Annotated in this window: 17 protein-coding genes; 2 read left to right on the top strand and 15 right to left on the bottom strand. The window is 67.7% G+C overall.

Annotation, left to right across the window (positions count from 1 at the left end):
* Positions 1-82: 82 nt before the first annotated feature.
* Positions 83-1,999 carry a CocE/NonD family hydrolase gene (locus ACP7C5_RS02195; RefSeq protein WP_426263037.1) on the top strand — a complete coding sequence of 639 codons (1,917 nt, stop codon included), beginning with the start codon at positions 83-85 and terminating at the stop codon, positions 1,997-1,999.
* A gap of 209 nt (positions 2,000-2,208) precedes the next feature.
* Here ACP7C5_RS02195 and ACP7C5_RS02190 read toward each other — a convergent pair whose 3' ends face one another.
* Entirely contained in the window at positions 2,209-3,360 is a 1,152-nt protein-coding gene (locus ACP7C5_RS02190; protein ID WP_322160474.1) for a DUF1501 domain-containing protein, read from the bottom strand.
* 3 nt (positions 3,361-3,363) lie between these two features.
* Positions 3,364-4,914, bottom strand: a complete 1,551-nt coding sequence (locus tag ACP7C5_RS02185) for a DUF1800 domain-containing protein (protein WP_426263036.1) — start codon at positions 4,912-4,914, stop codon at positions 3,364-3,366.
* Between the two features lie 212 nt (positions 4,915-5,126).
* Here ACP7C5_RS02185 and ACP7C5_RS02180 point away from each other — a divergent pair, with 212 nt between their 5' ends.
* Positions 5,127-5,420, top strand: coding sequence for a hypothetical protein (locus ACP7C5_RS02180; RefSeq protein WP_189675475.1), 294 nt, complete (start codon positions 5,127-5,129; stop codon positions 5,418-5,420).
* A gap of 78 nt (positions 5,421-5,498) precedes the next feature.
* Here the strand turns inward: ACP7C5_RS02180 and ACP7C5_RS02175 are convergent, their stop codons facing one another.
* The 13 genes from ACP7C5_RS02175 to ACP7C5_RS02115 form a co-directional block, all read right to left on the bottom strand.
* Positions 5,499-6,671: a deoxyguanosinetriphosphate triphosphohydrolase gene (locus ACP7C5_RS02175; protein WP_426263035.1), complete on the bottom strand. Its 1,173-nt coding sequence runs from the start codon at positions 6,669-6,671 to the stop codon at positions 5,499-5,501.
* Between the two features lie 28 nt (positions 6,672-6,699).
* The gene (locus ACP7C5_RS02170; protein WP_426263034.1) at positions 6,700-9,111 is read right to left on the bottom strand and encodes an SPOR domain-containing protein; all 2,412 of its coding nucleotides are present in this window, start codon (positions 9,109-9,111) and stop codon (positions 6,700-6,702) included.
* 124 nt (positions 9,112-9,235) lie between these two features.
* Entirely contained in the window at positions 9,236-10,708 is a 1,473-nt protein-coding gene (gene ftsZ, locus ACP7C5_RS02165) for a cell division protein FtsZ (protein ID WP_426263033.1), read from the bottom strand.
* Between the two features lie 111 nt (positions 10,709-10,819).
* Entirely contained in the window at positions 10,820-12,082 is a 1,263-nt protein-coding gene (gene ftsA / locus ACP7C5_RS02160; protein WP_133190002.1) for a cell division protein FtsA, read from the bottom strand.
* A 29-nt stretch (positions 12,083-12,111) separates the two neighbouring features.
* Entirely contained in the window at positions 12,112-13,095 is a 984-nt protein-coding gene (locus ACP7C5_RS02155; RefSeq protein ID WP_426263032.1) for a cell division protein FtsQ/DivIB, read from the bottom strand.
* A complete protein-coding gene (locus tag ACP7C5_RS02150) occupies positions 13,092-14,039 on the bottom strand; it encodes a D-alanine--D-alanine ligase (RefSeq protein ID WP_426263031.1) in 948 nt (315 codons plus the stop codon). Before ACP7C5_RS02150 ends, ACP7C5_RS02155 begins: the two co-directional genes overlap by 4 nt.
* A 100-nt stretch (positions 14,040-14,139) precedes the next feature.
* Positions 14,140-15,045, bottom strand: coding sequence for a UDP-N-acetylmuramate dehydrogenase (gene murB / locus ACP7C5_RS02145; protein ID WP_426263030.1), 906 nt, complete (start codon positions 15,043-15,045; stop codon positions 14,140-14,142).
* 173 nt (positions 15,046-15,218) lie between these two features.
* A complete protein-coding gene (gene murC, locus ACP7C5_RS02140; RefSeq protein ID WP_426263029.1) occupies positions 15,219-16,622 on the bottom strand; it encodes a UDP-N-acetylmuramate--L-alanine ligase in 1,404 nt (467 codons plus the stop codon).
* Positions 16,619-17,761, bottom strand: a complete 1,143-nt coding sequence (gene murG / locus ACP7C5_RS02135; RefSeq protein ID WP_189675483.1) for an undecaprenyldiphospho-muramoylpentapeptide beta-N-acetylglucosaminyltransferase — start codon at positions 17,759-17,761, stop codon at positions 16,619-16,621. The genes murC and murG overlap by 4 nt, the downstream gene beginning before the upstream one ends.
* On the bottom strand, positions 17,761-18,984 hold the full coding sequence (locus ACP7C5_RS02130) for an FtsW/RodA/SpoVE family cell cycle protein (RefSeq protein ID WP_426263028.1): 1,224 nt from the start codon (positions 18,982-18,984) through the stop codon (positions 17,761-17,763). Before ACP7C5_RS02130 ends, murG begins: the two co-directional genes overlap by 1 nt.
* On the bottom strand, positions 18,981-20,282 hold the full coding sequence (murD, locus tag ACP7C5_RS02125; RefSeq protein WP_426263027.1) for a UDP-N-acetylmuramoyl-L-alanine--D-glutamate ligase: 1,302 nt from the start codon (positions 20,280-20,282) through the stop codon (positions 18,981-18,983). Before murD ends, ACP7C5_RS02130 begins: the two co-directional genes overlap by 4 nt.
* Positions 20,279-21,349, bottom strand: a complete 1,071-nt coding sequence (gene mraY, locus ACP7C5_RS02120; protein WP_133190014.1) for a phospho-N-acetylmuramoyl-pentapeptide-transferase — start codon at positions 21,347-21,349, stop codon at positions 20,279-20,281. The genes murD and mraY overlap by 4 nt, the downstream gene beginning before the upstream one ends.
* On the bottom strand, positions 21,349-22,752 hold the full coding sequence (locus ACP7C5_RS02115; RefSeq protein ID WP_426263026.1) for a UDP-N-acetylmuramoyl-tripeptide--D-alanyl-D-alanine ligase: 1,404 nt from the start codon (positions 22,750-22,752) through the stop codon (positions 21,349-21,351). The genes mraY and ACP7C5_RS02115 overlap by 1 nt, the downstream gene beginning before the upstream one ends.
* Positions 22,753-22,878 lie beyond the last annotated feature (126 nt).

Genomic DNA, 22,878 nt, shown 5'->3' with positions numbered 1-22,878 from the left:
CATTCCGGGGAGGATTTGGGTGGTTGATCGCAGCATCACACTGCGCCTACCAACGGCGCATCTCCCTTCCGAAAGGTCGCCCATGAATCGCACCGCTCTTCTGCTCGCCGCCACCGCCGCGGTGATCGCGCTCGCGCCGGTCCACGCCCAGCAGAAGGCGCCGGCCGCAGCCGCGGTCGGCGGCGACATCCCCGCCAAGTTCAGCCCGCCCGATGCGCAGAACGATTACGTCAAGCGCGAGGTGATGATCCCTATGCGCGACGGGACCAAGCTCTACACCGTGATCGTCTACGCCAAGGGCCTGACCAACGCGCCGATCGTCCTCACGCGCACGCCGTACAACGCCAAGGGGCGCGCGCACCGTACGGACTCGGCGAGCGAGCTGTCGACGCTGCCGCTCGCCGACGAGATGTTCGTCAAGGGCGGCTATATCCGCGTCTATCAGGACATTCGCGGCAAATACGGCTCGGAGGGCGACTATGTCGTCACGCGTCCGGTCATCGGCCCGCTCAATCAGACCAAGGTCGATCACACGACCGATGCGTACGACACGATCGACTGGCTGGTGAACAAGGCGAACCTGCCGGAATCGAACGGCCGCGTCGGGATGATCGGATCGTCCTACGAGGGCTTCACCGTGGTGATGGCGCTGCTCCATCCGCACCCCGCGCTGAAGGTCGCAGCACCGCAAAGCCCGATGATCGACGGCTGGATGGGCGACGACTGGTTCCACTACGGCGCGTTCCGCTTGCCAAATATCGGCTGGCTCGGGTCGCAGACTGGCTACAAGGGCGAGGGCAAGGCGCCCCCGTCGGGTGGCTATGACGATTACGATAATTTCCGCACGATCTCGGCGGGCGATTGGGCGAAGAAGTCGGGTTACGACCAGCTGCCGTACTGGAAGCGGATGGTCGAGCATCCCGCATACGACAGCTTCTGGTCGGGCCAAGCGCTCGACACCTTGCTCGCGGCGAGCCCGTCGAACGTTCCCACGCTGTGGGAACAGGGCCTGTGGGATCATGAGGACATGTGGGGCGGGATCCACAGCTATGAGGCACTCGTCAAAGCCGGGCATCAGTCGAACAATTATCTCGTGATGGGCCCGTGGCGCCACAGCCAGGTCAATCGCGAGGGCCGCACGCTCGGACCGCTGACGTGGAACGGCGACACCGCGCAGCAATATCGCGAAGACATGGTGCTGCCGTTCTTCAACCAGTATCTGAAGGACGGTCCGGCAGTCACGCTGCCCGCCGCCGCAATCTATAACACCGGGGCGAACCACTGGGACAGTTTCCCCAAATGGCCGCTGTCGTGCGACGCCGGCTGCGACACGCCGCTGACCCCGCTGTATCTGCAGGCCGACAAGGGCCTCGGCTTCGAACGCGCGGCGAGCGGTGGCGACAGCTATGTGTCGGATCCCGCCAACCCCGTCCCCTACCTGCCGCGTCCGATCAATTTCGACGATGGCCGCTGGGGCGACTGGCTGGTGTCCGACCAGCGCTCGGTCGATGGCCGCACCGACGTGATGAGCTATTCGACCCCGGTGCTGACCAAGACCGTCAAGGTCTCGGGCGTGCCGTGGGCCGACATCTTCGCCAAGACGACCGGCAGCGACGGCGATATCGTCGTCAAGCTGATCGACGTCTATCCCGACGAAGTGGCGAGCAACCCCAAGATGGGCGGCTATCAGCTCGCGATCAGCCTCGACATCTTCCGCGGGCGGTACCGCGAGAGCTTCGCTAAGCCCAGCGCGATCCCGGCGAACAAGACGCAGCAGTATCGCTTCCGTCTGCCAGCGGTGAACCATGAGTTCCTGCCGGGGCACAAGATCATGGTGCAGGTGCAGTCGTCGCTGTTCCCGGTCTATGACCGCAATCCGCAGACCTTCGTGCCCAACATCTTCCTCGCGAAGCCTGCGGACTACAAGAAGGCGACGGTGACGATCGAGCATGGCGCCGCCGGCGCGAGCGCGGTGTTGCTGCCGGTGGTGACGAAGTAAGCAACGCTTTTGCGCTGCCCCCTCCCCCGTTCGGGCTGAGGCTGTCGAAGCCCTGCCCTCCCCACGCGACCGCGTCGCGCGGGGCACGGGCCCTTCGACAAGCTCAGGGCGAACGGGATAGGGAGCACCGGCGCTCCGGGGCGCGGAAGACGCCTGTCATGCCGGGCTTGAGCCGGCATCCATGGATCAAGTCCGGGGTGACGGCTGCCTCACACCAACCCGTCGACCGCCTTCGTCCCCTTGCTCAGCGGGAACAGCGCCGCCATCGCGCGCGCCGGCTCGACGCCGAAATGCCCCGCCACCGCGCCCGCGATGAACGCGTCGAGCTGCAGCGTCGGCTTCAGATCGCGCCCCTCGAACAAAGCCGCCGCTTGCAGCCCCGGCCAGTCCGCCAGCACCCGTCCGCCGCGCACCGCCCCGCCGAGCAGCATCGCCGAGCTGCCCGTGCCATGATCGGTCCCGCCGGTGCCATTGACCGCGACCGTCCGCCCGAACTCGGTCGCGACGAGCACCATCGTGTCGCTCCACAACGGCCCGAGCCCCGCCTGCAGCGCGCCGATCATCCCATCGAGCCCCTTCAACTGCGCGCCGAGCCGCTGGCGCTGCTGCGTATGCGTGTCCCACCCGCCGGTCTCGATCATCGCGATCCGCGCGCCATTGGCGGGCGCGAGCAGCCGCGCGGCAAGCGCGCCCGTCGCCACCGCATTGGCGCCGCCGCCCGCCGCGAGGTCGCTGGTGAGCTCGCGCGTGCTCATCGCCTCGCTCCACAGCCCGTGGAGCTGCGCGTCGCCCTGATAGAGCATCGCCACGCGCTGCATCAGATCGTCCGACGCCTGCGGCAGGTTGGAGGGGGCATAGGACGACACGTCATGCTTGCCGCGCAGCGCGAGCGGCACCGTCGCCGACACCGCGATCGCCTTCGCTTCGGTCGGCGGCAGCACGCCGAGCAGCCGGTTGAGCCAGCCATCCTTGACTTGATACGCGCTGAGCCCGCCGCTCTCGAGCACGTTCTGCCCGTCGAAATGCGAGCGGTCACGGTACGGCGAGGCCACGGCATGCGCGAACAGCGCCTGCTTGCGGCCATAGAGCCCCTGCAGCGCCGTCATCGTCGGATGCAACGCGAACATTCCGTCGAGCTTGGGCGCGCTCGCGAAATCGGCGGCGAGATCGCCACGCGCGCCGACGAACGCCGGATCGCCGACCGGCGCGACGATACCCATCCCGTCGGCTGCGCCGCGCTGGATGATGAAGATGAAGCGCTTGTCGGTCTCGGCCTTGGCGAATGCCATGCGCGGAGCAAGCGCGAGCGCGAGCGCCCCCGCACCGAGGAACGCGCGACGATCAAGAATAGGGGAATACATGGCCTATCTCCGCATGAATTCAGGAGCGACGAGCAGCAGCGCGAGCGCTTGCGCCGGACTCTCGCAATTGGCGAGCGCCGTGCTCGTCGCCGGGGTTACCGCACCGGGCAGGATCTTGGGGCCAAGCGCGCGCGCGTCGACGCTTGCCGCGCGCGAGGCGAAGCGTTCCGCCGCCTCGACACGGCGCAGCACCGCATCGGGCCCGGCCCAGCTGCCGGCGATATCGTCGTAGCCGATCGGCTGCCCCGGCTTCCACGTCGGCTGGCCGAGCTGGTTAAGCAAGCCCACCATCGCCTGTGGATCGGCGGTCTTCACGTTCAGCGCGCGCATCGACGAGATCGTCCACTCCCACGGCGTCTTGAACTTGAGCGGTTGCTCGACCCACGCCTCGGGCGAAGCGATCAGCGCGCGATACACGCTCGGCAGATCGCCGCCCGATTTGACGAATGCCGCCTGCAGCCGCGCGACCATTGCCGGCGGCGGGGTGTCGCCCGCGAAATGCCGCGCAAGCTTTGTCGCGATATGGCTCGCGGTGGCGGGCGCAACCGCCACGTCGGCAAGCACCGCGCTCGCCTGCTCGACTCCGCCTGCGGGATAGGTCTTGCCCATCACCATGCGGTCGCCTGGTTCGTGCAACGGTGCGGCAAAGACGAAATCGCCCGGCAAGCCATCGGTCCCGGCGGCGCGAGCGCCCGGCCCCTGCCCGATCCCGGCGACGGTCCAACCCGTCATCGCGCGCGCGAATTCGGTGACGTCGGCCTGGCTATAGCCCGTCCGCACGCCGAGCGTATGCAGCTCGAGGATCTCGCGCGCGAGATTCTCGTTGAGGCCGACCTTGCGCCCACCATTCCCGGCCGCGCGTGCGGCGATCCGTTGACCGAGCGGCGAATTCGGACCGACCGACACCGCCTGATCGAGATAGAGCAGCATCGCCGGATGCTGCTCGACTGCCATCAGCATGTCGTGGAAACTGCCGAGTACATGCGGCCGGATCGCCTCGAATTCGAGCGTTCCCGCGAGCCCGACCACCTGGAGCTTATCGGCCGAGACCGCAAAATGGTTCGCCCAGAAATGGACCAGTCGCTCGACGAACGGCGTGTCGGTGATCAGCGCCTGCGTCACCCGCGCGCCGACCGCGCCGGCATAATCCCCGCGCCCGGTGCGCGCGGCGAACTGACGCGCCTGCTTCATCGCATCGTCGGGCATCGGCTTTGCGGCCGGCGGCGACGGCGCCATCCCCGGCGGCTGGATCGACTGCGCGCCCATCTGCAATCCCGCGGGTGCCGATCCCGGCATCGGCGCGACTGCGGCAGGAGGACCAGGCGGCACGCCCGGTTTGCCACCTTGCTGCGCGCGCAGCGCGCGCTGCTGGCGGAAATAGTCGGCGAGATCGGCCGATACCGCCGCGCTCGTCGGCGCCGAGGCGATCGCATCGGGACGGGGATCATAATGCGCGAACTGCCCGTTGAGCCATGCAACCGGGTCGGTCGGAATCGGCTGATCGCCGCGCGCGCCCAAACCGAACCGATTGAGTGCGATACTTGCCTTCGTCATCACCGCGTCCTTCTTTACGCCGTGCGGAGGTATCACCGCAATCTGTCGCAGAATTATGCCCGCTACGGTCAGACGCTTTCGTTTCTTGCAACTGGTCGCGCATTCTTTGCGCTTGGGCTCATGCTGCACCGCAATATGTTAGCCCCATCACCACAAACCATCTTCTGTGGAGAGGATGCGCGATCGGCTTTCGAAATTCGGAAGGAACGATCATGATCAAGACCATTTTCGCCGCTACGGCCCTGCTAGCTGCCACGGTTTCGCCTGCGCTTGCCACGGATTCCGCCAGCCACACCTTTACGCGCGACGGCGAGACCTACACCTACAAGACGATCGACAAGGGCGACCACGTCCTGATCAGCGGCCGCCGCCAGTCGGGCAGCGCGTTCGAGCTCAACGTCCGCGGCGACCAGGTGACTGGCGTCTCGGGCGGGACCCCCGTCTCGTTCGTCGTCCCCAACGCGCAGGCCAAGCTGACCTCGTCGACCGAGCTGGCATTCCGCTAAGCCGTTCGGGCCGGGCGTGTTGCTCCGACTGCCGATGGCAAGCGGAGCGACACGCTCAAGCCGTATCGAGTGCCGGGTTCAGAAACCTTCGGGCAAATCGATTGGGCCGACCACCTCGCGGTAGCGTGACACTGCATAATGATCGGTCATCCCGGCGATGAAATCGGCGATGTGGCGGCTGCGCCACGGCTCTTCAGCCGGGATCCGCGCCGCCCAATCCGCCGGCATCCGTCGCGCATCGGCGCGATAGGCGGCAAACAACCCTGTTACGATCCCTTCCGCCGCGCGCGCCGCCTCGAGCTGGCGCGGGTGGTGGTAGAGATTCGCGTACATGAAGCGCTTGAGGATCCGCTCGTCCTCGCGCATTTCGGGCGAGAAGCCGACCAGGCAGCGCCCCGCCGCGCGCACGTCGGCGCTATCACCAATCCCGACCAGCCGCGACCGAGTCTCGGCGATCAGATCGTTGACCATCGCGCCGATCTGCGAGCGAATCAGCTCGCCGACCAGCCGCGCGGGTGCGACATCGGAAAAGCGCGCGCGTACGGCATCCCAGCCGCGCGCGATCAGCGGCACTTCGAGCAATTGCTCGAGCGTCAGCAAACCAGCACGCAGGCCATCATCGATATCGTGATTGTCATAGGCGATGTCGTCGGCAATCGCCGCGACTTGCGCCTCGAGGCTGGACCAATTGCCCAGATCGAGCGGAAACGCCGCGTCGCAATCCGCCAGTGCCCAGCGGGGGCGCTTGACCGGCCCGTTATGCTTGGCGAGCCCCTCGAGCGTTTCCCATGTCAGGTTGAGCCCGTTCCAGCGCGGATACGGGCTGTCGATCGTCATCAGCGCGCGCAGCGTGTTGCCGTTATGGTCGAACCCGCCCTGCTCGGCCAGCGCCGCCTGAAGCGCATCCTCGCCGGCGTGGCCGAACGGCGGATGGCCGATGTCGTGCGCGAGCGACAGTGCCTCGGTCAGATCCTCGTTGAGGCCGAGCGTGCGCGCGATCGTGCGCGCGATCTGCGCGACTTCGAGGCTGTGCGTCAGCCGGACGCGGAAATGGTCGCCGTCGGGCGCCATGAACACCTGCGTCTTGTGGCGCAGCCGGCGAAAGCTGATCGAATGGATGATCCGGTCGCGGTCGCGCTGGAAGGCATCGCGGGGCCCGCGCGCGCCACCGGGCGTGCTCCCCTTTTGTTCTTCATGGAGGCGACCGCGGCTGCGCTCCGGGTGAGAGGCCCAGGGCGCAAGCAGCGTCATACCGGTCGGTAGTCCATCAATCGAAGGGTCATTTGGCGCCGAGCTTGGAGATCTTCTGGCCAGCGTCGCTGACGAAGACGAAGCCCGATACGCCGTCCTTGGCGATCTTGTTGACGAACGCCTGCGCTTCGTCGTCGGTCTTGAACGGGCCGGTCAGGATACGGTTGGTCGCGCGCAGCGGCGTCGTCCAGCCGCTGCGGCCGGCGAGTTGCTTGTTGCCGCTGCGCAGCTTCGACCATTGCTTGGGCAGATCGTTCTCGTTCGCGCCGCCCGCGACCTGGACCCAGATCCGCGACGGCTCGAGCAGCTTGGGATCGTTCTTGCGCTTTTCCTCGGCCGCCTTCTTGGCATCCGCCAGTTTCTTGTCAGCGACGGCTTTCTTCGCGTCGGCGATCTTCTTGTCGGCAGCGGCCTTCTTGGTCTCGGCGAGCTTCTTGTCGGCAGCCGCCTTCTTCGCTTCGGCGAGCGCCAGCTGATCGGCGGCTTTCTTGTCGGCGAGCTTCTTCTCGGCTGCCAGCTTCTTCTGCGCCGCTACTTCATCGCCTCGGGTCGTATCCACGGGCGGGACCACAGCGCGCGCACGCTCGATCGGTGCGGGGGTCGGGCTCGGCGCGGTTTCGACCGGCGACTCGTTGGCGGGCACCTTGATGTCGGAGATGATCGCCGCGAGGATCGAATCCTCGCTGCGGACGGGTGTCGGCGCCGCTGGCGTAGGCGCGACCGGGGTTGGCGCGACGTCAACCGGTGCAGGCGTCGCTGCAACGATCGTCGCGCTTTCCGCCGCCGCTGCGAGCGTACCGCCGGGCGGCGCCGTGGCGGTCTGAGTCGGAGCAGTCGCCTGCGACGGAACAGCCGCGCCCGCCGTGCTGGTGCTTGGTGCTGCGACCAGCCCGCCCGGCAGCGCGCCGAGGCGCGTCGTCGACGCCGCTGTGCCATGATCGCCGACAGGCAGCGGGATGTTCGACGCGGCGAGCACAACCGGCGCGGCCGTTGCCGAGGCAACCGCTGTCGGCGCGGGCGCTCTCACCACCGGAGCGCTGACTTGCGGCACCGCGACGGGCAGCGGCGCAGCGACGGTCGCTGCCGGCGCCGCGATCGTGGCCTGGGTCGGGGCAGCCGCCGTCTGGACCGGACGCGACGGCACGGTCACGCTCGGCGTCGTGGGAAGGGCGCGAAGCTGCGCCATCGCTGCGGTGTTCGCGGCTTGCGCGGCCGTCACCGGCGCGCGTTGGACGTAGCGCGGCGCGGGCAGCGCTTGCGTGTAGGGCGAGGCCGGCAGCGGCTGCACATACGGCGTGGCGGGCGCGCGCTGCGGTTGCGCGTAGGGCGATTGCACCGCCGGCGTACCCGGCAGGCGCTGGACAAAGGTCGCCGTCGGCGCGCCCGTCATCGGCGTATTGGCGGCAAGCGCGGTGCGCGGCGCGATCGCTCCGTACGACGGGGGTGCGGGCAGCGGCGGCGGTGGTGGTGGCGCCACGCTCGCGACGACCTCGACGCGTCCACGATTGCGGCGCGCTTCCTTGGCGCGGCGGCGTTCCTCGCGCGCGTCGACCACGACGGGTGCCTTGACCACCGCCGCGACCTGAACCGGCGCGGTCGGATCGGGGCCGAGCGCCGCGAGCGGGGGCACGAGCCGCGCGTCGTTGACGCGGTCGAGGCTCGGCCGCACTTCGCCGAAATGCACCGCGAACGCGCGGTCGGCGGGGCGCAAACTCGACAGGATCTCGAAGAACGGCTGCAACCCTTGCGCCATCCCGCTCGGCATCATGCTCGTCGCGATCTTCTCGGCGCCGGCCTTGTCGCCCGCCATCGCCAGGATGAAGGCGCGCGCGCGCCACGCGCCACGATCGCTCTTGCGCAACAGCTGGTCGATCTGCGTCAGCGCGAGCTCGCGCTTGCCCGAAATGCCGAGCGACAGCGCATAGCGTCGCTGCGTCTCGTCATTCGCGCCAGCGCGCAGGGCCACGCGGTAGTCGCGCTGCGCGCGCTCCTGCTCGCCGATCAGATCATACGCCAGACCGCGGTCGGCGGCGAAACTGCGCGGATCGGCGCCCAACCGCTCGGCCTCGGCGAAATGGCGCAGCGCGTCGCCGGGCCGCTCGGCTGAGACGAGCAAGCTGCCCTCGCCCGCCTTGACGCGCGCATTGCGGGGATCGATCCGCTCGGCGCGCGCGAAGAAGGCGGCAGCTGCGGTATCATCGTCGAGCCTCAGCGCGAGTTCGCCCGCCCGGATCAGCGCCTGCAAATCCTGCGGATTGGCCGCGAGCAGCCGGATCTGGCTCGCGAGCAGATCGGCATCCGAGAGCGGCTGCACGCTATAAGGCGACGGCGCGTTGGCGTAAGGCGAGCTGCCATAGGGCGAGGGATAGCTCGACTGCGCATTCGCCGCAGACGCGAGCGTCAGCGCAGATACGGAGGCAATAAGACGAACGGCGCGCATGGTCAGTCCTAGAGCGGTTTATCGCGCAGGCGGCAAGCGACCGCCCGGCCGCGCTGCGACCAATCGACACCCAGTGACGGCGAGCGCCCGATCGGGAGCGCTCGCCGTGATCCGCCGCGGATCGTTACTGGTTGTTCTGCCGATGCAGGAAGCGCGGGATATCAAGCGGATCCTTGTCGGCGGCGGGCTCCTCGTCGCGCGCGGCGCCGCGCGAGACGCTCGACATGCGCTCGAACAGCGTGCCGCCAAGCTTGACGCGCGGCGCTGGCGCGGCAGGCGCGGGTTCAGGGGCGGCGGGAGCCGCTTCTGCGGCGGGCGCACCCGGCGACAGCCAGCGGCGGCGCGTCGGCGCTTCCGCGGCCGTGTCGTCGGCAGCGGGTGCCGATGGCGCAGGCACCGTGTCGTCGAAGCTCGTCACCGGTGCGGGCGCAGGGGCCGGAGCGGGTGCCGGCTCGGGGGCGACCACGGTCTCGCTGCCGAGTACCAGCTCGTCGTCCTGCGACGCGGGCTCGGGTGCCGCTTCGTCGGCAGGCGCGGGGTCAGCCGCGGGAGCCGCCGGCGTCTCGGTCTTCTTGGTGCCCGAGAAGCTGAACGCGCGCGACACTGGCGGCGCTGCCGGAACGGGGCGCACTTCGGCCTCGATACCGGTGGCGACCACCGAAACGCGGATCTTGCCCTCGAGATCGGGGTTGAACGCCGAACCCCAGATGATGTTGGCGTCTTCGTCGACCAGCTCACGGATGTGGTTCGCGGCTTCGTCGACTTCGAGCAGGCGCATGTCGTCGCCACCGGTGATCGACACGATAACGCCCTTGGCGCCCTTCATGCTGACGCCGTCGAGCAGCGGGTTGGCGATCGCCTTCGAAGCTGCCTCGATCGCGCGATTGTCGCCCTCGGCTTCGCCGGTGCCCATCATCGCCTTGCCCATTTCCTGCATCACCGAACGGACGTCGGCGAAATCGAGGTTGATGAGGCCGGGCATGACCATCAGATCGGTAATCCCGCGAACGCCCTGCTGCAGGACTTCGTCGGCCATCTGGAACGCTTCCTTGAAGGTCGTGTTCGCATTGGCGACGAGGAACAGGTTCTGGTTGGGGATGACGATCAGCGTGTCGACATACTTCTGCAGTTCCTCGATGCCCGCCTCAGCGCTTTTCGCGCGGCGCGTGCCCTCGAAGGCGAACGGCTTGGTGACGACGCCGACCGTCAGGATGCCCATGTCACGTGCCGCCTTGGCGATGACGGGCGCCGCACCGGTACCAGTACCGCCACCCATGCCGGCGGCGATGAAGCACATGTGCGAGCCTTCGAGCATCTTGGTGACCTGCTCGATCGTCTCTTCGGCCGCCGCACGCCCGATCTCGGGGCGCGAGCCGGCGCCGAGGCCTTGCGTAATCTTCGCGCCGAGCTGGATCTTGTGGCTCGCGGTCGACTGCTTGAGCGCCTGCGAGTCGGTGTTGGCGACGAGGAACTCGACGCCCTGCACGTCGGCCCGCATCATATTGGCGATGGCGTTGCCGCCAGCGCCGCCAACGCCGATCACCGCGATGCGCGGCGTGAGCTCATCGACTTCTGGCGGCAAAAATTCGATGCTCATGTCCGGTCTCCAACGTGCGCCCACACCCCGGCGCCAAACTGATATAGGTGTAGTCTTGCACCATCGCTGGCGGTCCTTCCAGAGCGAACCGCACAATCCAGTAGCAAATCTTTAATAATTCGCGCGGGCTGCCGCCATGAGGCGTCGGAACAGCGCGAAACCCTTCGGGCGATGGACCAATTGCTGCTTGCTCGAGAGCGCGCGCAGATCGACCGGATCGGCCGCCGCGTAGAAAGCGAGCCCGGCGAGCGTCGCGAACGCCGGCCCGGCATGCGCCTCGGGCAACGCGGTCAGCCCGCGCGGACGCCCAATCCGCACCGAGCGGCCGAGGGCCTGCTGCGCATAGTCGGCGATGCCCTTGAGCTCCGCCCCGCCGCCAGTCAGCACGACTTGGCGCCCAACGGGCCCTTCGAACTTCAGCTCGGCAAGCGCCTTGCCGACTTCGCCGATCAGATGGTCGAGCCGCTGGCGGATCACGGCGATCAGCTGCGCCTTGGTGATACGCGTGCCGTCATGCGCGTCGTCCTCGGCCGAGATCGGCGCGACGTCGATCATCTCGTGATTGTCGCGCGGGGACGCATTGGCCGAGCCGTGGACGCACTTCATCCGCTCGGCCTGCGCCCGACGCGTGCCGAAGGCGGAGGCGATGTCGTCGGTGATGTCCTGCGCGCCGATCGGGATCGACATCAGCCCGACGAGCATCCCGCCGGCGAACAGCGAGACGTTGGTGATCCCTGCCCCCAGCTCGACCAGCGCGACGCCGAGCTCGCGCTCCTCGTCGCTAAGGCATGCCATTCCAGTGGCGACCGGCGAGGCAATGATCGACTTCACCTCGAGATGCGCATTCGCGACGCACAGCCCAAGGTTGCGCACCGGCGACCCGTCGGCGGCGACGACATGAATATGGACGCCGAGCCGGTCGGCATGGAGCCCGAGCGGGCGCTTGACCCCAGTCAGCCCGTCGAGCGTGTAGAGCGCAGGCTGCGCGTGCAGTACCATCCGCCCCGCCGGGTCGATCGAATCGCGACCCGCCTGGAGCAGCGCGTCGATGTCGGACTGCTCGACACGGTGGCCGCCGAGCTCGAACTCGATCGACGCGACGTCTGACACGAGGCCACCGGCCGAGAAGCTGACCCACACGTTCTCGATATTGGTGCCCGCAATCCGCTCGGCCTGCTCGACCGCCTCGCGCACCGCGACTTCGGTCGCCGCCGCATCGGCGATATAGCCGCGCTTGACGCCGCGGCTCTCGCGCTGGCCGGTGCCGAGCACGATCAACTCGCCGCCGTCACCCTTCTGCGCGATCATCGCCGACACCTTGGACGACCCGATGTCGAGCGCGGTGATGAGGCCTTCCGGTGCTGTCTTCGCCATCTGCTTGTCCCCTGTTCCGCCCGCTTACGCTATCCTTGGCCTGCTGGCCCCGATTGTTTCGCTTCGATCACGCCCGATTTGTTCGCCGGAGTCGCCTGCCCCGTCACCGGCGTCCCTGCGGGCGTCGTCGCCGTGGGATCGGTGATCGCCTTGTTGTCGACCAACCCAGGCTTGCGCGCCACCAGTCGCGTCGGATCGCGCATGTCGAAGCCGAGCCAGCCCTTGCCGAGCAGCGGCTTGACCCCGTCGAGCTGCGCGAAACGCACCAGCGCCTTGCCCGCCGCCGCGTCGCCCTCGGGCAAAGCGAGCGTCTCGCCGCTTTCGAAGGTCAGCGTCCAGCGGCGGTTGCCGACCCAGGTCGCCGCCTTGACCTGGCCGCGCAACGCCGGCGCGACGTCAAGCAATTGCCGATACGCCGGCTCCTGCTCATTGGCGTGCGCGCCGATCACCAGCGGCAGATCGGGCATCGCCTCGGGATTGACCGGCTCGAGCCACGTTCCGTTCGCCGAGATCAGCGAGAGCTGGCCCTTGTTCTGCCAGATCGCGCTCGGCGTACGCTCGATGACGTTGACCATCAGCGTGTCGGGCAGCCGCCGCGAGACATGCGCATCCTCGATCCAGCCGCTGTGTGCGAGCAGATCCTGGCGGATCTTTTCGAGGCTGACGAGTGGCATCGCCATCGACGGCTGGTTCGCCGCGATCTTGTAGATGACGTTGTGGTCCATCCGCTTGAGACCGGTGATCTGGATATTGGTGACGCGGAACCCCGCATCGCCGATCCCCTCGCCGATCGCGCTGCCGATCGCCGCGGGCACGCCGAGATAGGTCGCGCCGACGAGCACCGCCGCGCCGACCGCGCCCATGATCGACCAGGTCGCGATTCTGTGCAGCGTCGCTTCGCTGACCGGCAGCATCGCGATCAGCTTGTCGATCGTCGACGCCTTGGGCGGCTTGCGCCGCTTGGGCTGGACCGGGCGGCGTGCGGTGCCGCGCTTGATCGTGCCGCTGCTCATGGCGCCTTTTCTTTCAGCGCCCGATCCTTCACCGCCTCGTCGACGATCGCCTGGACGAGCTGCGGATAGGTAATCCCGCAATGCTTGGCTTGCTCAGGCACCAGGCTGAGCGGGGTCATCCCCGGCTGGGTGTTGACCTCGAGCAGGAACAGCCCCTCGACCCCGGCCTCGTCGTCCCAGCGGAAATCGGAGCGCGACGCGCCCTTGCAGCCGAGCAGGCGATGCGCGTCGAGCGCGATCTGCTTGCACGCTTGGGTGATCTCGTCGGGGATCGCGGCGGGGAAGATGTGCTCGGTCTTGCCGTCGGTATATTTCGATTCGTAATCGTACCAGCCGGTGAGCGGCTTGAGCTCGGTGACGCCGAGCGCGGTTTCGCCGAGCACCGCGGTGGTGAGCTCGCGGCCGCGGATATACGGCTCGGCAAGCAATTCGTCGAACTCGCTCCACGGCCCGGGCGTGCTGCGCGCGATCGGGTTGCCATAGTTGCCGTCGGCGGTGACGATCGCTACGCCGACCGACGAGCCTTCGTTGACGGGCTTCAATACATAGGGCCGCGGCAACGGGTCGCCGTCGTACAGCGTCTCGCTCTTGACAATCCGCCCGCCCGGCATCGGGATCCCGGCGGGGACGAGCAGCAGCTTGGTGAGTTGCTTGTCGATCGCGATGACCGAGGCGGCGAGGCCGGAATGCGTATAGGTCAGCCCCATCAGGTCGAGCATGCCTTGCACCGAACCGTCCTCGCCGGGCGTCCCGTGGAGCGCGTTGAAGACGATATCGGGCTTCGCCTCGGCGAGCTTCGCCGCGACGTCGTGCCCCATGTCGATCCGCGTCACGCGGTGCCCGAGCGATTCGAGTGCATCGGCAACGCCAGCGCCCGACATCAGCGACACGTCGCGCTCGGCCGACCAGCCGCCCATCAGGACTGCTACATGAAGTGCGCTCACAGCCCGTCGCCCCGGCGCAGGCCGGGGCCGCCTTGCGATGATAGGGTACGCCCGAAACCGAGCGGCCCCGGCCTGCGCCGGGGCGACGAAAGAGTCCCGTTCACTGCTCGATTCCCACCCGCTGAATTTCCCACTCGAGCGTCACCCCGGACTGTGCCTTCACCCGCGCAATCACATCCTCACCCAAGGCCTCGATATCGGCGCTCGTCGCCGCGCCGAGGTTGAGCAGGAAGTTACAATGCTTCTCGCTGACCTGCGCATCGCCGCGCCGGAGCCCCCGGCAGCCGGCGGCGTCGATCAGCGCCCAGGCCTTGTGGCCAGGCGGATTCTTGAAGGTCGAGCCGCCGGTCTTCGAGCGCAACGGCTGCGACGCCTCGCGCGCGGCGGCGATGCGGTCCATCTCGGCCTGGATGACTGCCGGTTCTTCGGGATGACCGCGGAAGGTCGCGCTCACCACGACCGCGCCCGCAGGTAGCGTCGAATGCCGATAGGTGTAGCCCAGCGCCTCGACCGCGAGCGTCTGCTGCTCGCCCGAGCGCAAAACGATCTCGCACTCGACCAGCACGTCCTTGGTCTCGCGCCCGTACGCGCCGCCATTCATCCGCACGAAGCCGCCGACCGTGCCGGGGATCGAGCGCAGGAACTCGACGCCGCCGATGCCCGCATCGCGCGCGCTCGACGAGACGAGGATCCCGCTCGCACCGCCGCCGCAGCGCAGGGTGGTGGAGTCGAGCGTCTCGACCTTGGCGAAGGGCTTGCCGAGGCGGATCACCACGCCGGGAACGCCGCCGTCACGCACGATCAGGTTCGAGCCGAGACCCAGCGGGAGGACGGGGATGCTGGGGTCGAGCGCGGCGAGGAAGGCGCTGAGGTCGGCGACGTCCTTGGGTTCGAACAGGCACTGCGCCGCGCCGCCGGATTTGAACCAGACCAGCGGGGCGAGTGGCGCATTGTCGGTGACCCTGCCTTCAATCCCCCTCCCGCTTGCGAGTCCGAGGTCGGTCATGCCCCCGGCATGACCTGAACGATGCGGGGCATCGTTCACCTCGGACTGGGTTAGGGGAGGGAATGACCTGGAAGCTTGGGCGACGCCTGAAGAAGAAGGCCCTCCCCCGGCCCCTCCCGCAAGCGGGAGGGGGGAAGAAGAAGCAGGAGAAGACAAAGAAGACTCGCTCACGCTCATCGCGCGCCCTCGATACCAGCCGCCAAACCTGCAGCCCACTTGGTAATATCCCCTGCCCCCAGGCAGACCACCATGTCGCCCGGCTGCACCACCTCCGCCAACCGCGTCGCGAGCGCCTCGGGCCCGGCGATCGTCGCCGCAGAGCGATGCCCGCGCCGCTTCAACCCCTCGACCAACGCCTCGGCATCGACACCCTCGACCGGCGCCTCGCCAGCCGCATAGACCGGCGCCACGAACACCATATCGGCATCGTTGAACGCGCCCTGGAACTCTTCCATCAAATCGCCCAATCGCGAGAAGCGATGCGGCTGCACCACCGCGATCACGCGGTTCTCGACACCCTCGCGCGCTGCCGACAGCACTGCGCGGATCTCGACCGGGTGATGCCCGTAATCGTCGATGATCGTGACGCCACCCGTCTCGCCCACCTTGGTGAAGCGACGCTTCACCCCGCCGAACTTGGCGAACCCCTGCTGGATCGTCGCGTCGTCGATCCCGAGCTCGAGCGCGACACCGATCGCGGCGAGCGCGTTCTGGACGTTGTGGCGCCCCGGCATCGGCATTTCGATCCCCTCGATCGAGCGGGTCGTCCCGTCACGGTGTCGCACGATCACCTCGAAGCGGTTGCCGCCCGGGATCGGCGTCACGTTCACCCCGCGCACGTCGGACTGCGCCGAAAAACCGTAGGTCACGACACGCCGGTCGCGGACACGCGGGATGATGTTCTGCACCTCGGGATGATCGAGGCACAGCAAGGCCGCGCCGTAGAAGGGCACGTTCTCGACGAACTCGACGAACGCGTCCTTGACCGCGTCGAACGAGCCGTAGTGATCGAGATGCTCGGGATCGATATTGGTGACGACCGCGATCGTCCCATCCAAACGCAGGAAGCTGCCGTCGCTCTCGTCGGCCTCGACCACCATCCAGTCGCTCGCGCCCAATCGCGCGTTCGAGCCGTAGGAGTTGATGATCCCGCCATTGATCACGGTCGGATCGACCCCGCCCGCATCGAGCAGCGCCGCGACCATCGACGTCGTCGTCGTCTTGCCGTGCGTTCCCGCGACCGCGACGGTCGATTTCAGCCGCATCAACTCGGCGAGCATCTCCGCGCGCCGCACCACCGGGATGCGCCGTTCGAGCGCGGCCTCGACTTCGGGGTTGCCGCGCTTGATCGCGGTCGACGTCACGATCACCGCGGCGTCGCCGAGATTGTCGGCATGGTGCCCGATCAGCACCTTGATCCCCTTGGCGCGCAGGCCCTCGACGACATAGCCCTCTGCGACGTCCGAGCCCTGCACCGCATAGCCGAGGTTCTTCATCACCTCGGCGATGCCCGACATGCCGATGCCGCCAATGCCGACGAAGTGGATCGTCCCGATGTCGGTTGCGACGCCCCTCATGCGAATGCTGCCTTTACGGGCTGCGGCTTGCCGATCGGCATGTCGCCGAGCGGATCGCCGAGGCTTTCGACGAGGTTGGCAAGGTCGCGCACGGCATCGGGCCGCCCGCACGCGCGCGCACGCCCGGCGGCGTTCTGCAGCGCTTCGGGATCGAGCCCGAGCTTCTGCATCTGCTTGGCAAGCTCGACCGGGGTGAAGTGACGCTGATCGATCGTCCGCGCGCCGCCGGCTTGCGTCATCTCGCGCGCATTGGCGGTCTGGTGGTCGTCGGTCGCCGAGGGGAGCGGCACGAGGATCGCCGGACGCCCGGCACAGGTCAGTTCGGCGAGCGTCGAGGCCCCTGCGCGGGCGATCACGAGATGCGCCCAGGCAAGCTGTTCGGGCATGTCGGGCAGATAGGTGGCAAGGTCAGCGGCAATCGACAGCTCGGCATATTTGGCGCGGCAGGCCTCGATATCCTCGATCCGCGCCTGGTGGGTGACTTGCAGCCGCCGCCGAAAGGCGACGGGCAACATCGAAAGGCCGTCGGGGACGACCTGGCTCAGGACGCTCGCGCCCTGGCTCCCGCCGGTGACGAGGACGCGGAAGATACCGTCCTCCTCGAGCAGCGGATACGGCTTGGAGCGCAAGGCGAGCACCGCGTCGCGCACCGGATTGCCGACGAGATGCGTCTTCGCCAGCAGCTTCGGCTTGAGCCGAGCAACGTCGGCGTAGGAGGTCGCGATCGCATCGACCTTGCCTGCGACGAGCCGGTTGACGCGGCCGAGCACGGCGTTCTGTTCGTGCACCGCAGTCGGGATACCCTGGTTGAACGCACCGAGCAGCGCCGGCAGCGCGGGGTAGCCGCCGAAGCCGATCACCGCATCGGGGCGGAAGCTCTTGTACAGCTCGATCGCCATCGCGCGCCCGTTGAGCATCGCGCGCGCCGCCTTCAGATAGCCGATCGGCCCGCCGGTCAGGCGTCCGGCAGGGAGGATATGCGTCTGGATCCCCTCGAACAGCCCGGGAAAGCGCACGCCGCGCTCATCGCTGACGAGCGCGACATAATGCCCACGCTGGATCAGCTCGGCGGCAAGGGCGGCGGCCGGGACCATGTGCCCGCCGGTGCCGCCTGCTGCCAATACGAAATGCTTTGCCATTATATGCCGCTCCGATGCGCGATATATTTGGATCGCGTAACGAACGGATTGCGCCGGGTAAACGCCAGCAGCAACCCCATCCCGATCGACAGCGCGACAAGCGACGATCCGCCATAGCTGATGAAGGGCAGCGTCATCCCCTTCGACGGCGCGAGCCCGGTGTTGACCGCCATCGAAATCAGCGCCTGCACGCCGAACTGCGTCGCGAGCCCGGCGGCGGCGAACAGGCGGAATTCGTCCTGCTCGTCGAGCAACTTGACGAACACCCGTACGACGATTGCAAGGAACAGAAACGCGATGATCATGCACGCGATCAGCCCGAATTCCTCGCCGATCACCGAGAAGATATAGTCGGTATGCCCCTCGGGCAGCCGGAACTTCATTGCGCCGCCGCCAGGGCCGGTCCCGCGCCAGCCGCCCGCGGTAATCGTGTCGTGCGCGGCATTGGTCTGGAAATGGTCGGCTGCGCCGATGCCGTCTGCATCGGGGAACAGGAATGCGTTGATCCGCGCGCGTGCCGTCCCGTAGAACATATAGGCCGCCCCAAGCCCCAGCGGCACTGCGGCGATCAGCCCGCCGATCACCTTGGGCGACGTGCCCGAGATCATCAGCAACGCCATCCACACCGCGCAGAACACCACGGTCTGCCCGAAATCGGGCTGGAGCATCAGCAACAGCGCGACGAGCGCGGTCATCCCGCCGGTGATCATGACCACCGGCAGCGATTCGTCCTGCGCGCGCATCGACAGCACCCAGGCGGCGGTGACGATGAAGAAGGGTTTGAGGAACTCGGACGGCTGGAGCAGCGACACGCCGAGGTTGAGCCAGCGCGTCGCGCCGTTCTTCTGCACGCCGATCACCGGCACGAGCATCAGCAGTATCAGACACGCGACGGTGCCGATCAGCGCCATCCGTCGCGCGACCGGCACGGGCAGCATCGAGACGACGAGCAGCACCGGCAGCGACACGCCGACCCAGGCGAGCTGCCACCACAGATAGAACAGCGGCGGGACGACATGCTTGCCGTCCGAATAGCGTGTCGCAGCGGCAGGCGACGCCGCACCGACCGCAACGAGCCCGACCGCCACCAGCAGCAGCGTCAGCAGCAGCAGCATCCGGTCGATATCCCAGAACCACATGCCGAGCGCCGAGCGGTCTCCACGACCGCCGCGATGCTTAATGCTCTTCCACAGCTTTGGTGGCGGGGTGCGCTGCTCGGTCACGCCAGCGCCTCGACCGCGGCGCGAAACTGGTCGCCGCGATCCTCGAAATCGCGGAACTGGTCGAACGAGGCGCACGCCGGCGACAGCAGGACGGTGTCGCCCGGCTGCGCGTTGGCGGCGGCCTGCGCGACGGCGGTGGCGAGGTCGCCGCTCACCGTCACGGGGATCTTGCCGTCGAGGATCGCGGCGAACGTCTGTGCGGCGTCGCCGATGGTATAAGCGTGGACGACATGGCTGAACGACGGAGCGCAGGCGTCGAGATCGTCCGACTTGGCCTTGCCGCCGAGGATCCAGTGGATCTGCGTGAACGCCGCGAGCGCGGGCGCGGTCGATTCGGGGTTGGTCGCCTTGCTGTCGTTGACGAACGTGACGCCGCCCCGCACCGCGACGCGCTCCATCCGGTGCGGCAGGCCAGCGAAGCTTTCGAGCCCGCGATCGATCATCGCCTCGGGCACGCCGAGCGCCTGGCATACCGCAATCGCGGCGAGCGCGTTCTGCGCATTGTGCGGCCCCTGCAGGCTCGGCCAGCGCGACTGGTCCATGCACACGCCCGGCGCGATCTTGGTGAGATGCTCGCCACGTCCCGAAAGGCTGCGCGCGATCAGCGCCGAGGGGGTATCGCCGATGCCGATGATGGCGTCGTGTGTCGTGGCCTGCATCGCGAACAGCCCTGCCTTCGACGCGGCGTACGCGGCGAACCCGTCATAACGGTCGAGATGGTCGGGCGTCAGGTTGAGCAGCACCGCGACTTCGCAATCGAGGCTGACGGTAAGGTCGATCTGGTAGCTCGACAGTTCGAGCACATAGACGCCGCCTTCGCGCAACGGCGTCTGTTCGAGGACCGGCAGGCCGATATTGCCGCCCATCAGGCTGGAGATCCCCGCGTTCTGCAGGATGTGGTGGACGAGCGCGGTGGTGGTCGACTTGCCGTTGGTCCCGGTGATGCCGACGACCTTGTGCGCGGGGAGCGCCGGCCGCGCCTGCGCGAACAGTTCGATATCGCCGATGATCGGAATGCCGGCGGCGCGCGCCTTCGCGGCGACGGGATGACGGTTGAGCGGAACGCCGGGGGAGACGATCAACGCGTCGAAATCGGCAAGATCGACCTCGAGCGGGTCGGCCAACACCAGATCTTGCCCGACTGTGCGAGCGCGGATGTGGTCGCGCCGCTGCTCATCCGAATCCCACGCAACGACTCGCGCGCCGCCAGCGAGCAACGCGTGCACGCTCGCTGCGCCCGAGCGTGCGAGCCCCAGCACAGCGAAGCTCTTGCCGCGCCAGAGGGGCGAGACGATCACCGCAATTTCAACGTCGAAAGCCCCGCCAGCGCGAGCACCAGCGCGATGATCCAGAATCGGATCACGACGGTCGGCTCGCTCCAGCCGAGCTGCTCGAAATGATGGTGGATCGGCGCCATCTTGAAGACGCGTTTCCCGGTGCGCTTGTAGAAGAACACCTGGATGATGACCGACATCGCCTCGACGACGAACAACCCGCCGATGATGCCGAGCACGATTTCGTGATGCGCGACGACCGAAATCGCACCGAGCGCGCCGCCGAGCGCAAGGCTCCCGGTATCGCCCATGAAGACCGCGGCAGGCGGCGCATTGAACCACAGGAAGGCAAGCCCCGCCCCGACGATCGCCCCGCAGAAGATCGCGAGGTCGCCGGCGTGCGGCACATGCGGAATGCCGAGATAATGCGCGAAATCGGCGCGCCCGACGAGATAGACGATCGCCATGAAGGCGACGCTCGCGATGATGACGGGCATCGTCGCGAGGCCATCGAGCCCGTCGGTCAAGTTCACCGCATTGCCGAACGCCACGATCGTGAACGCCGCGAACACCACGTAGAAATAGCCGAGATCGATCACCGACCCAGTGTAGAACGGCAGATAGAGATGCGTCCCGTTCTGGTGGACGATCAGCATCGCGGCGATCCCGGCGATGACGAACTCGCCGATCAGCCGCATCCGGCTCGACACGCCCGCCGTGCTCGCCTTGCGGACCTTGTCATAGTCGTCGAGGAACCCGATCGCGCCGAAGCCGAGCGTCACGAAGGTGCACGCCCACACATACGGGCTCGAAAGATCCATCCACAGCAGGATCGAGGCGACCATCGAGGTCAGGATCATCAGCCCGCCCATCGTCGGCGTGCCGCGCTTGGCGAGATGCGATTGCGGGCCGTCGCTGCGAATCGGCTGCCCCTTGCCCTGGCGCAGCCGCAGCCAGCCGATGAAGCGCGGGCCGATCAGCAAGCCGAGGAACAGCGACGTCGCGACCGCGGCGCCGGTACGGAAGCTCTGGTACCGGATGAGATTGAGTAGCCCGGGGAAACCCAAATAATCGGCGATGAAATAGAGCATTAAAGTGTCCCGCCCCGCAGGGTTTCCGGTATCCTGCTTCGCAGGTCGGCGACAATTGCCGAGAGCCCTACGCCGTTCGATCCCTTGATGAGTACCGCATCGCCCGGTGCCAGCAACTTCAAAAGACTGGCGCGCGCCGCGGCGGCGTCGGCGACATGGACGAAATCACCCTTCCCCTCAAGCACGTTTGCCAGCGGCGCCATCGCTTCACCGACAAGAATGCCCGCTTCGACCCCGGCCGCAAGAATCGGCTCGAGCAATGCGGCATGATAGCCGTCCGAACGCTCGCCGAGTTCGCGCATTTCGCCGAGCACGACGATCTTGCGCGTCGCGCGCTCGGCGCCGAGGACGGCGAGCGTCGCGCGCATCGACGACGGATTGGCGTTGTAGCTTTCGTCGATCACCAGCGCGTCACCATCGCCGAGCGGCATCGTGAAACGCGCGCCGCGCCCGGCGAGCCCGCCGAGCTCGGCAAGCGCAAGCCCTGCCGCGGCGAGATCGCCGCCGACCGCGTCGACCGCTGCCAGCACCGCGAGGCTGTTCGACACCCAATGCTGCCCGGGCTGGCTGATCGTGAAGCTCAGCTCGCGCTCGCCCACCACCGCGGTCACGAAGGTCGCGCCGCTTGCCAGCCGCATCGATTCGATCGCGCGGACGTCGGCGCACTTGTCGAGCCCGAAGGTTACGGTCCGCGCGGCATGCGGCGCGGCGGCGGCGACCAGGCGGTCGCGGTGCGGGCTGTCATACGGCACGATCGCGACGCCGCCGGGTTCGAGGCCTTGGAAAATCTCGCCCTTGGCATCGGCGATCGCGGCTTCGTCGCGGAAGAAAGCGGTGTGCGCAGGCGCGATTGTCGTGACGATCGCGACGTGCGGGCGGACGAGCTGGGTGAGTGCGCTGAGTTCGCCAGCGTGGTTCATGCCCATTTCGAACACGCCGAAGCGGGTATCGGCTGGCATCCGCGACAGGCTGAGCGGCACGCCGGTATGGTTGTTGTAGCTCTTGACCGAGCGATGCGCCGCCCCGCGCGCGCCGCGATCGAGCGCTGCGAACAGCGCTTCCTTGGTGCCGGTCTTGCCGACCGATCCGGTAACGCCGATGATTTTTGCGGCGGTGCGGGCGCGGGACGCACGGGCGAGCGCGTCGAGCGCGGCCGTCGTGTCGGCGACGAGCACGTGCGGATGCCCGACCGGGTGCGAGACGATCGCACCCGCCGCGCCTTGGGTGAAGGCTTGCGGCAGGAAACGGTGACCGTCGGTTGCTTCGCCGGTGAGCGCGATGAACAGGTCGCCGGGGCCGACTTCGCGCGAGTCGAAGGTGACGCCGGTGGCGGTGAAGGGTGCCGATGCCTTGCCGCCTGTCGCGGCGGCGATGTCGGCGGAGGTCCAGAGACTCGCGCTCACAACTCCCCTCCCGCTTGCGGGAGGGGCTGGGGGAGGGAAGTGCCGAACATGGAGAGCGCGCCGCTTGAGGCACGCCCCTCCCCTAACCCCTCCCGCAAGCGGGAGGGGGATAAGAAGAAGGAGCCC

The organism is Sphingomonas sp. PWP1-2, assembly GCF_049898305.1.
GTDB lineage: Bacteria > Pseudomonadota > Alphaproteobacteria > Sphingomonadales > Sphingomonadaceae > Sphingomonas > Sphingomonas glacialis.
Note: the sequence above shows the minus strand (reverse complement) of the source record. Positions and strands in the feature narration are given on the sequence as shown.

Excerpts from the sequence above, each read along its gene's own strand:
- murB (WP_426263030.1), bottom strand. The coding sequence starts at position 15,045 with ATGACCGACCTCGGACTCGCAAGCGGGAGGGGGATTGAAGGCAGGGTC.
- mraY (WP_133190014.1), bottom strand. The coding sequence starts at position 21,349 with ATGCTCTATTTCATCGCCGATTATTTGGGTTTCCCCGGGCTACTCAAT.
- ACP7C5_RS02155 (WP_426263032.1), bottom strand. The coding sequence starts at position 13,095 with ATGAGCAGCGGCACGATCAAGCGCGGCACCGCACGCCGCCCGGTCCAG.
- murC (WP_426263029.1), bottom strand. The coding sequence starts at position 16,622 with ATGAGGGGCGTCGCAACCGACATCGGGACGATCCACTTCGTCGGCATT.
- ACP7C5_RS02195 (WP_426263037.1), top strand. The coding sequence starts at position 83 with ATGAATCGCACCGCTCTTCTGCTCGCCGCCACCGCCGCGGTGATCGCG.
- murG (WP_189675483.1), bottom strand. The coding sequence starts at position 17,761 with ATGGCAAAGCATTTCGTATTGGCAGCAGGCGGCACCGGCGGGCACATG.
- ACP7C5_RS02175 (WP_426263035.1), bottom strand. The coding sequence starts at position 6,671 with ATGACGCTGCTTGCGCCCTGGGCCTCTCACCCGGAGCGCAGCCGCGGT.
- ftsA (WP_133190002.1), bottom strand. The coding sequence starts at position 12,082 with ATGGCGAAGACAGCACCGGAAGGCCTCATCACCGCGCTCGACATCGGG.
- ftsZ (WP_426263033.1), bottom strand. The coding sequence starts at position 10,708 with ATGAGCATCGAATTTTTGCCGCCAGAAGTCGATGAGCTCACGCCGCGC.
- ACP7C5_RS02170 (WP_426263034.1), bottom strand. The coding sequence starts at position 9,111 with ATGCGCGCCGTTCGTCTTATTGCCTCCGTATCTGCGCTGACGCTCGCG.
- ACP7C5_RS02185 (WP_426263036.1), bottom strand. The coding sequence starts at position 4,914 with ATGACGAAGGCAAGTATCGCACTCAATCGGTTCGGTTTGGGCGCGCGC.
- ACP7C5_RS02180 (WP_189675475.1), top strand. The coding sequence starts at position 5,127 with ATGATCAAGACCATTTTCGCCGCTACGGCCCTGCTAGCTGCCACGGTT.
- ACP7C5_RS02190 (WP_322160474.1), bottom strand. The coding sequence starts at position 3,360 with ATGTATTCCCCTATTCTTGATCGTCGCGCGTTCCTCGGTGCGGGGGCG.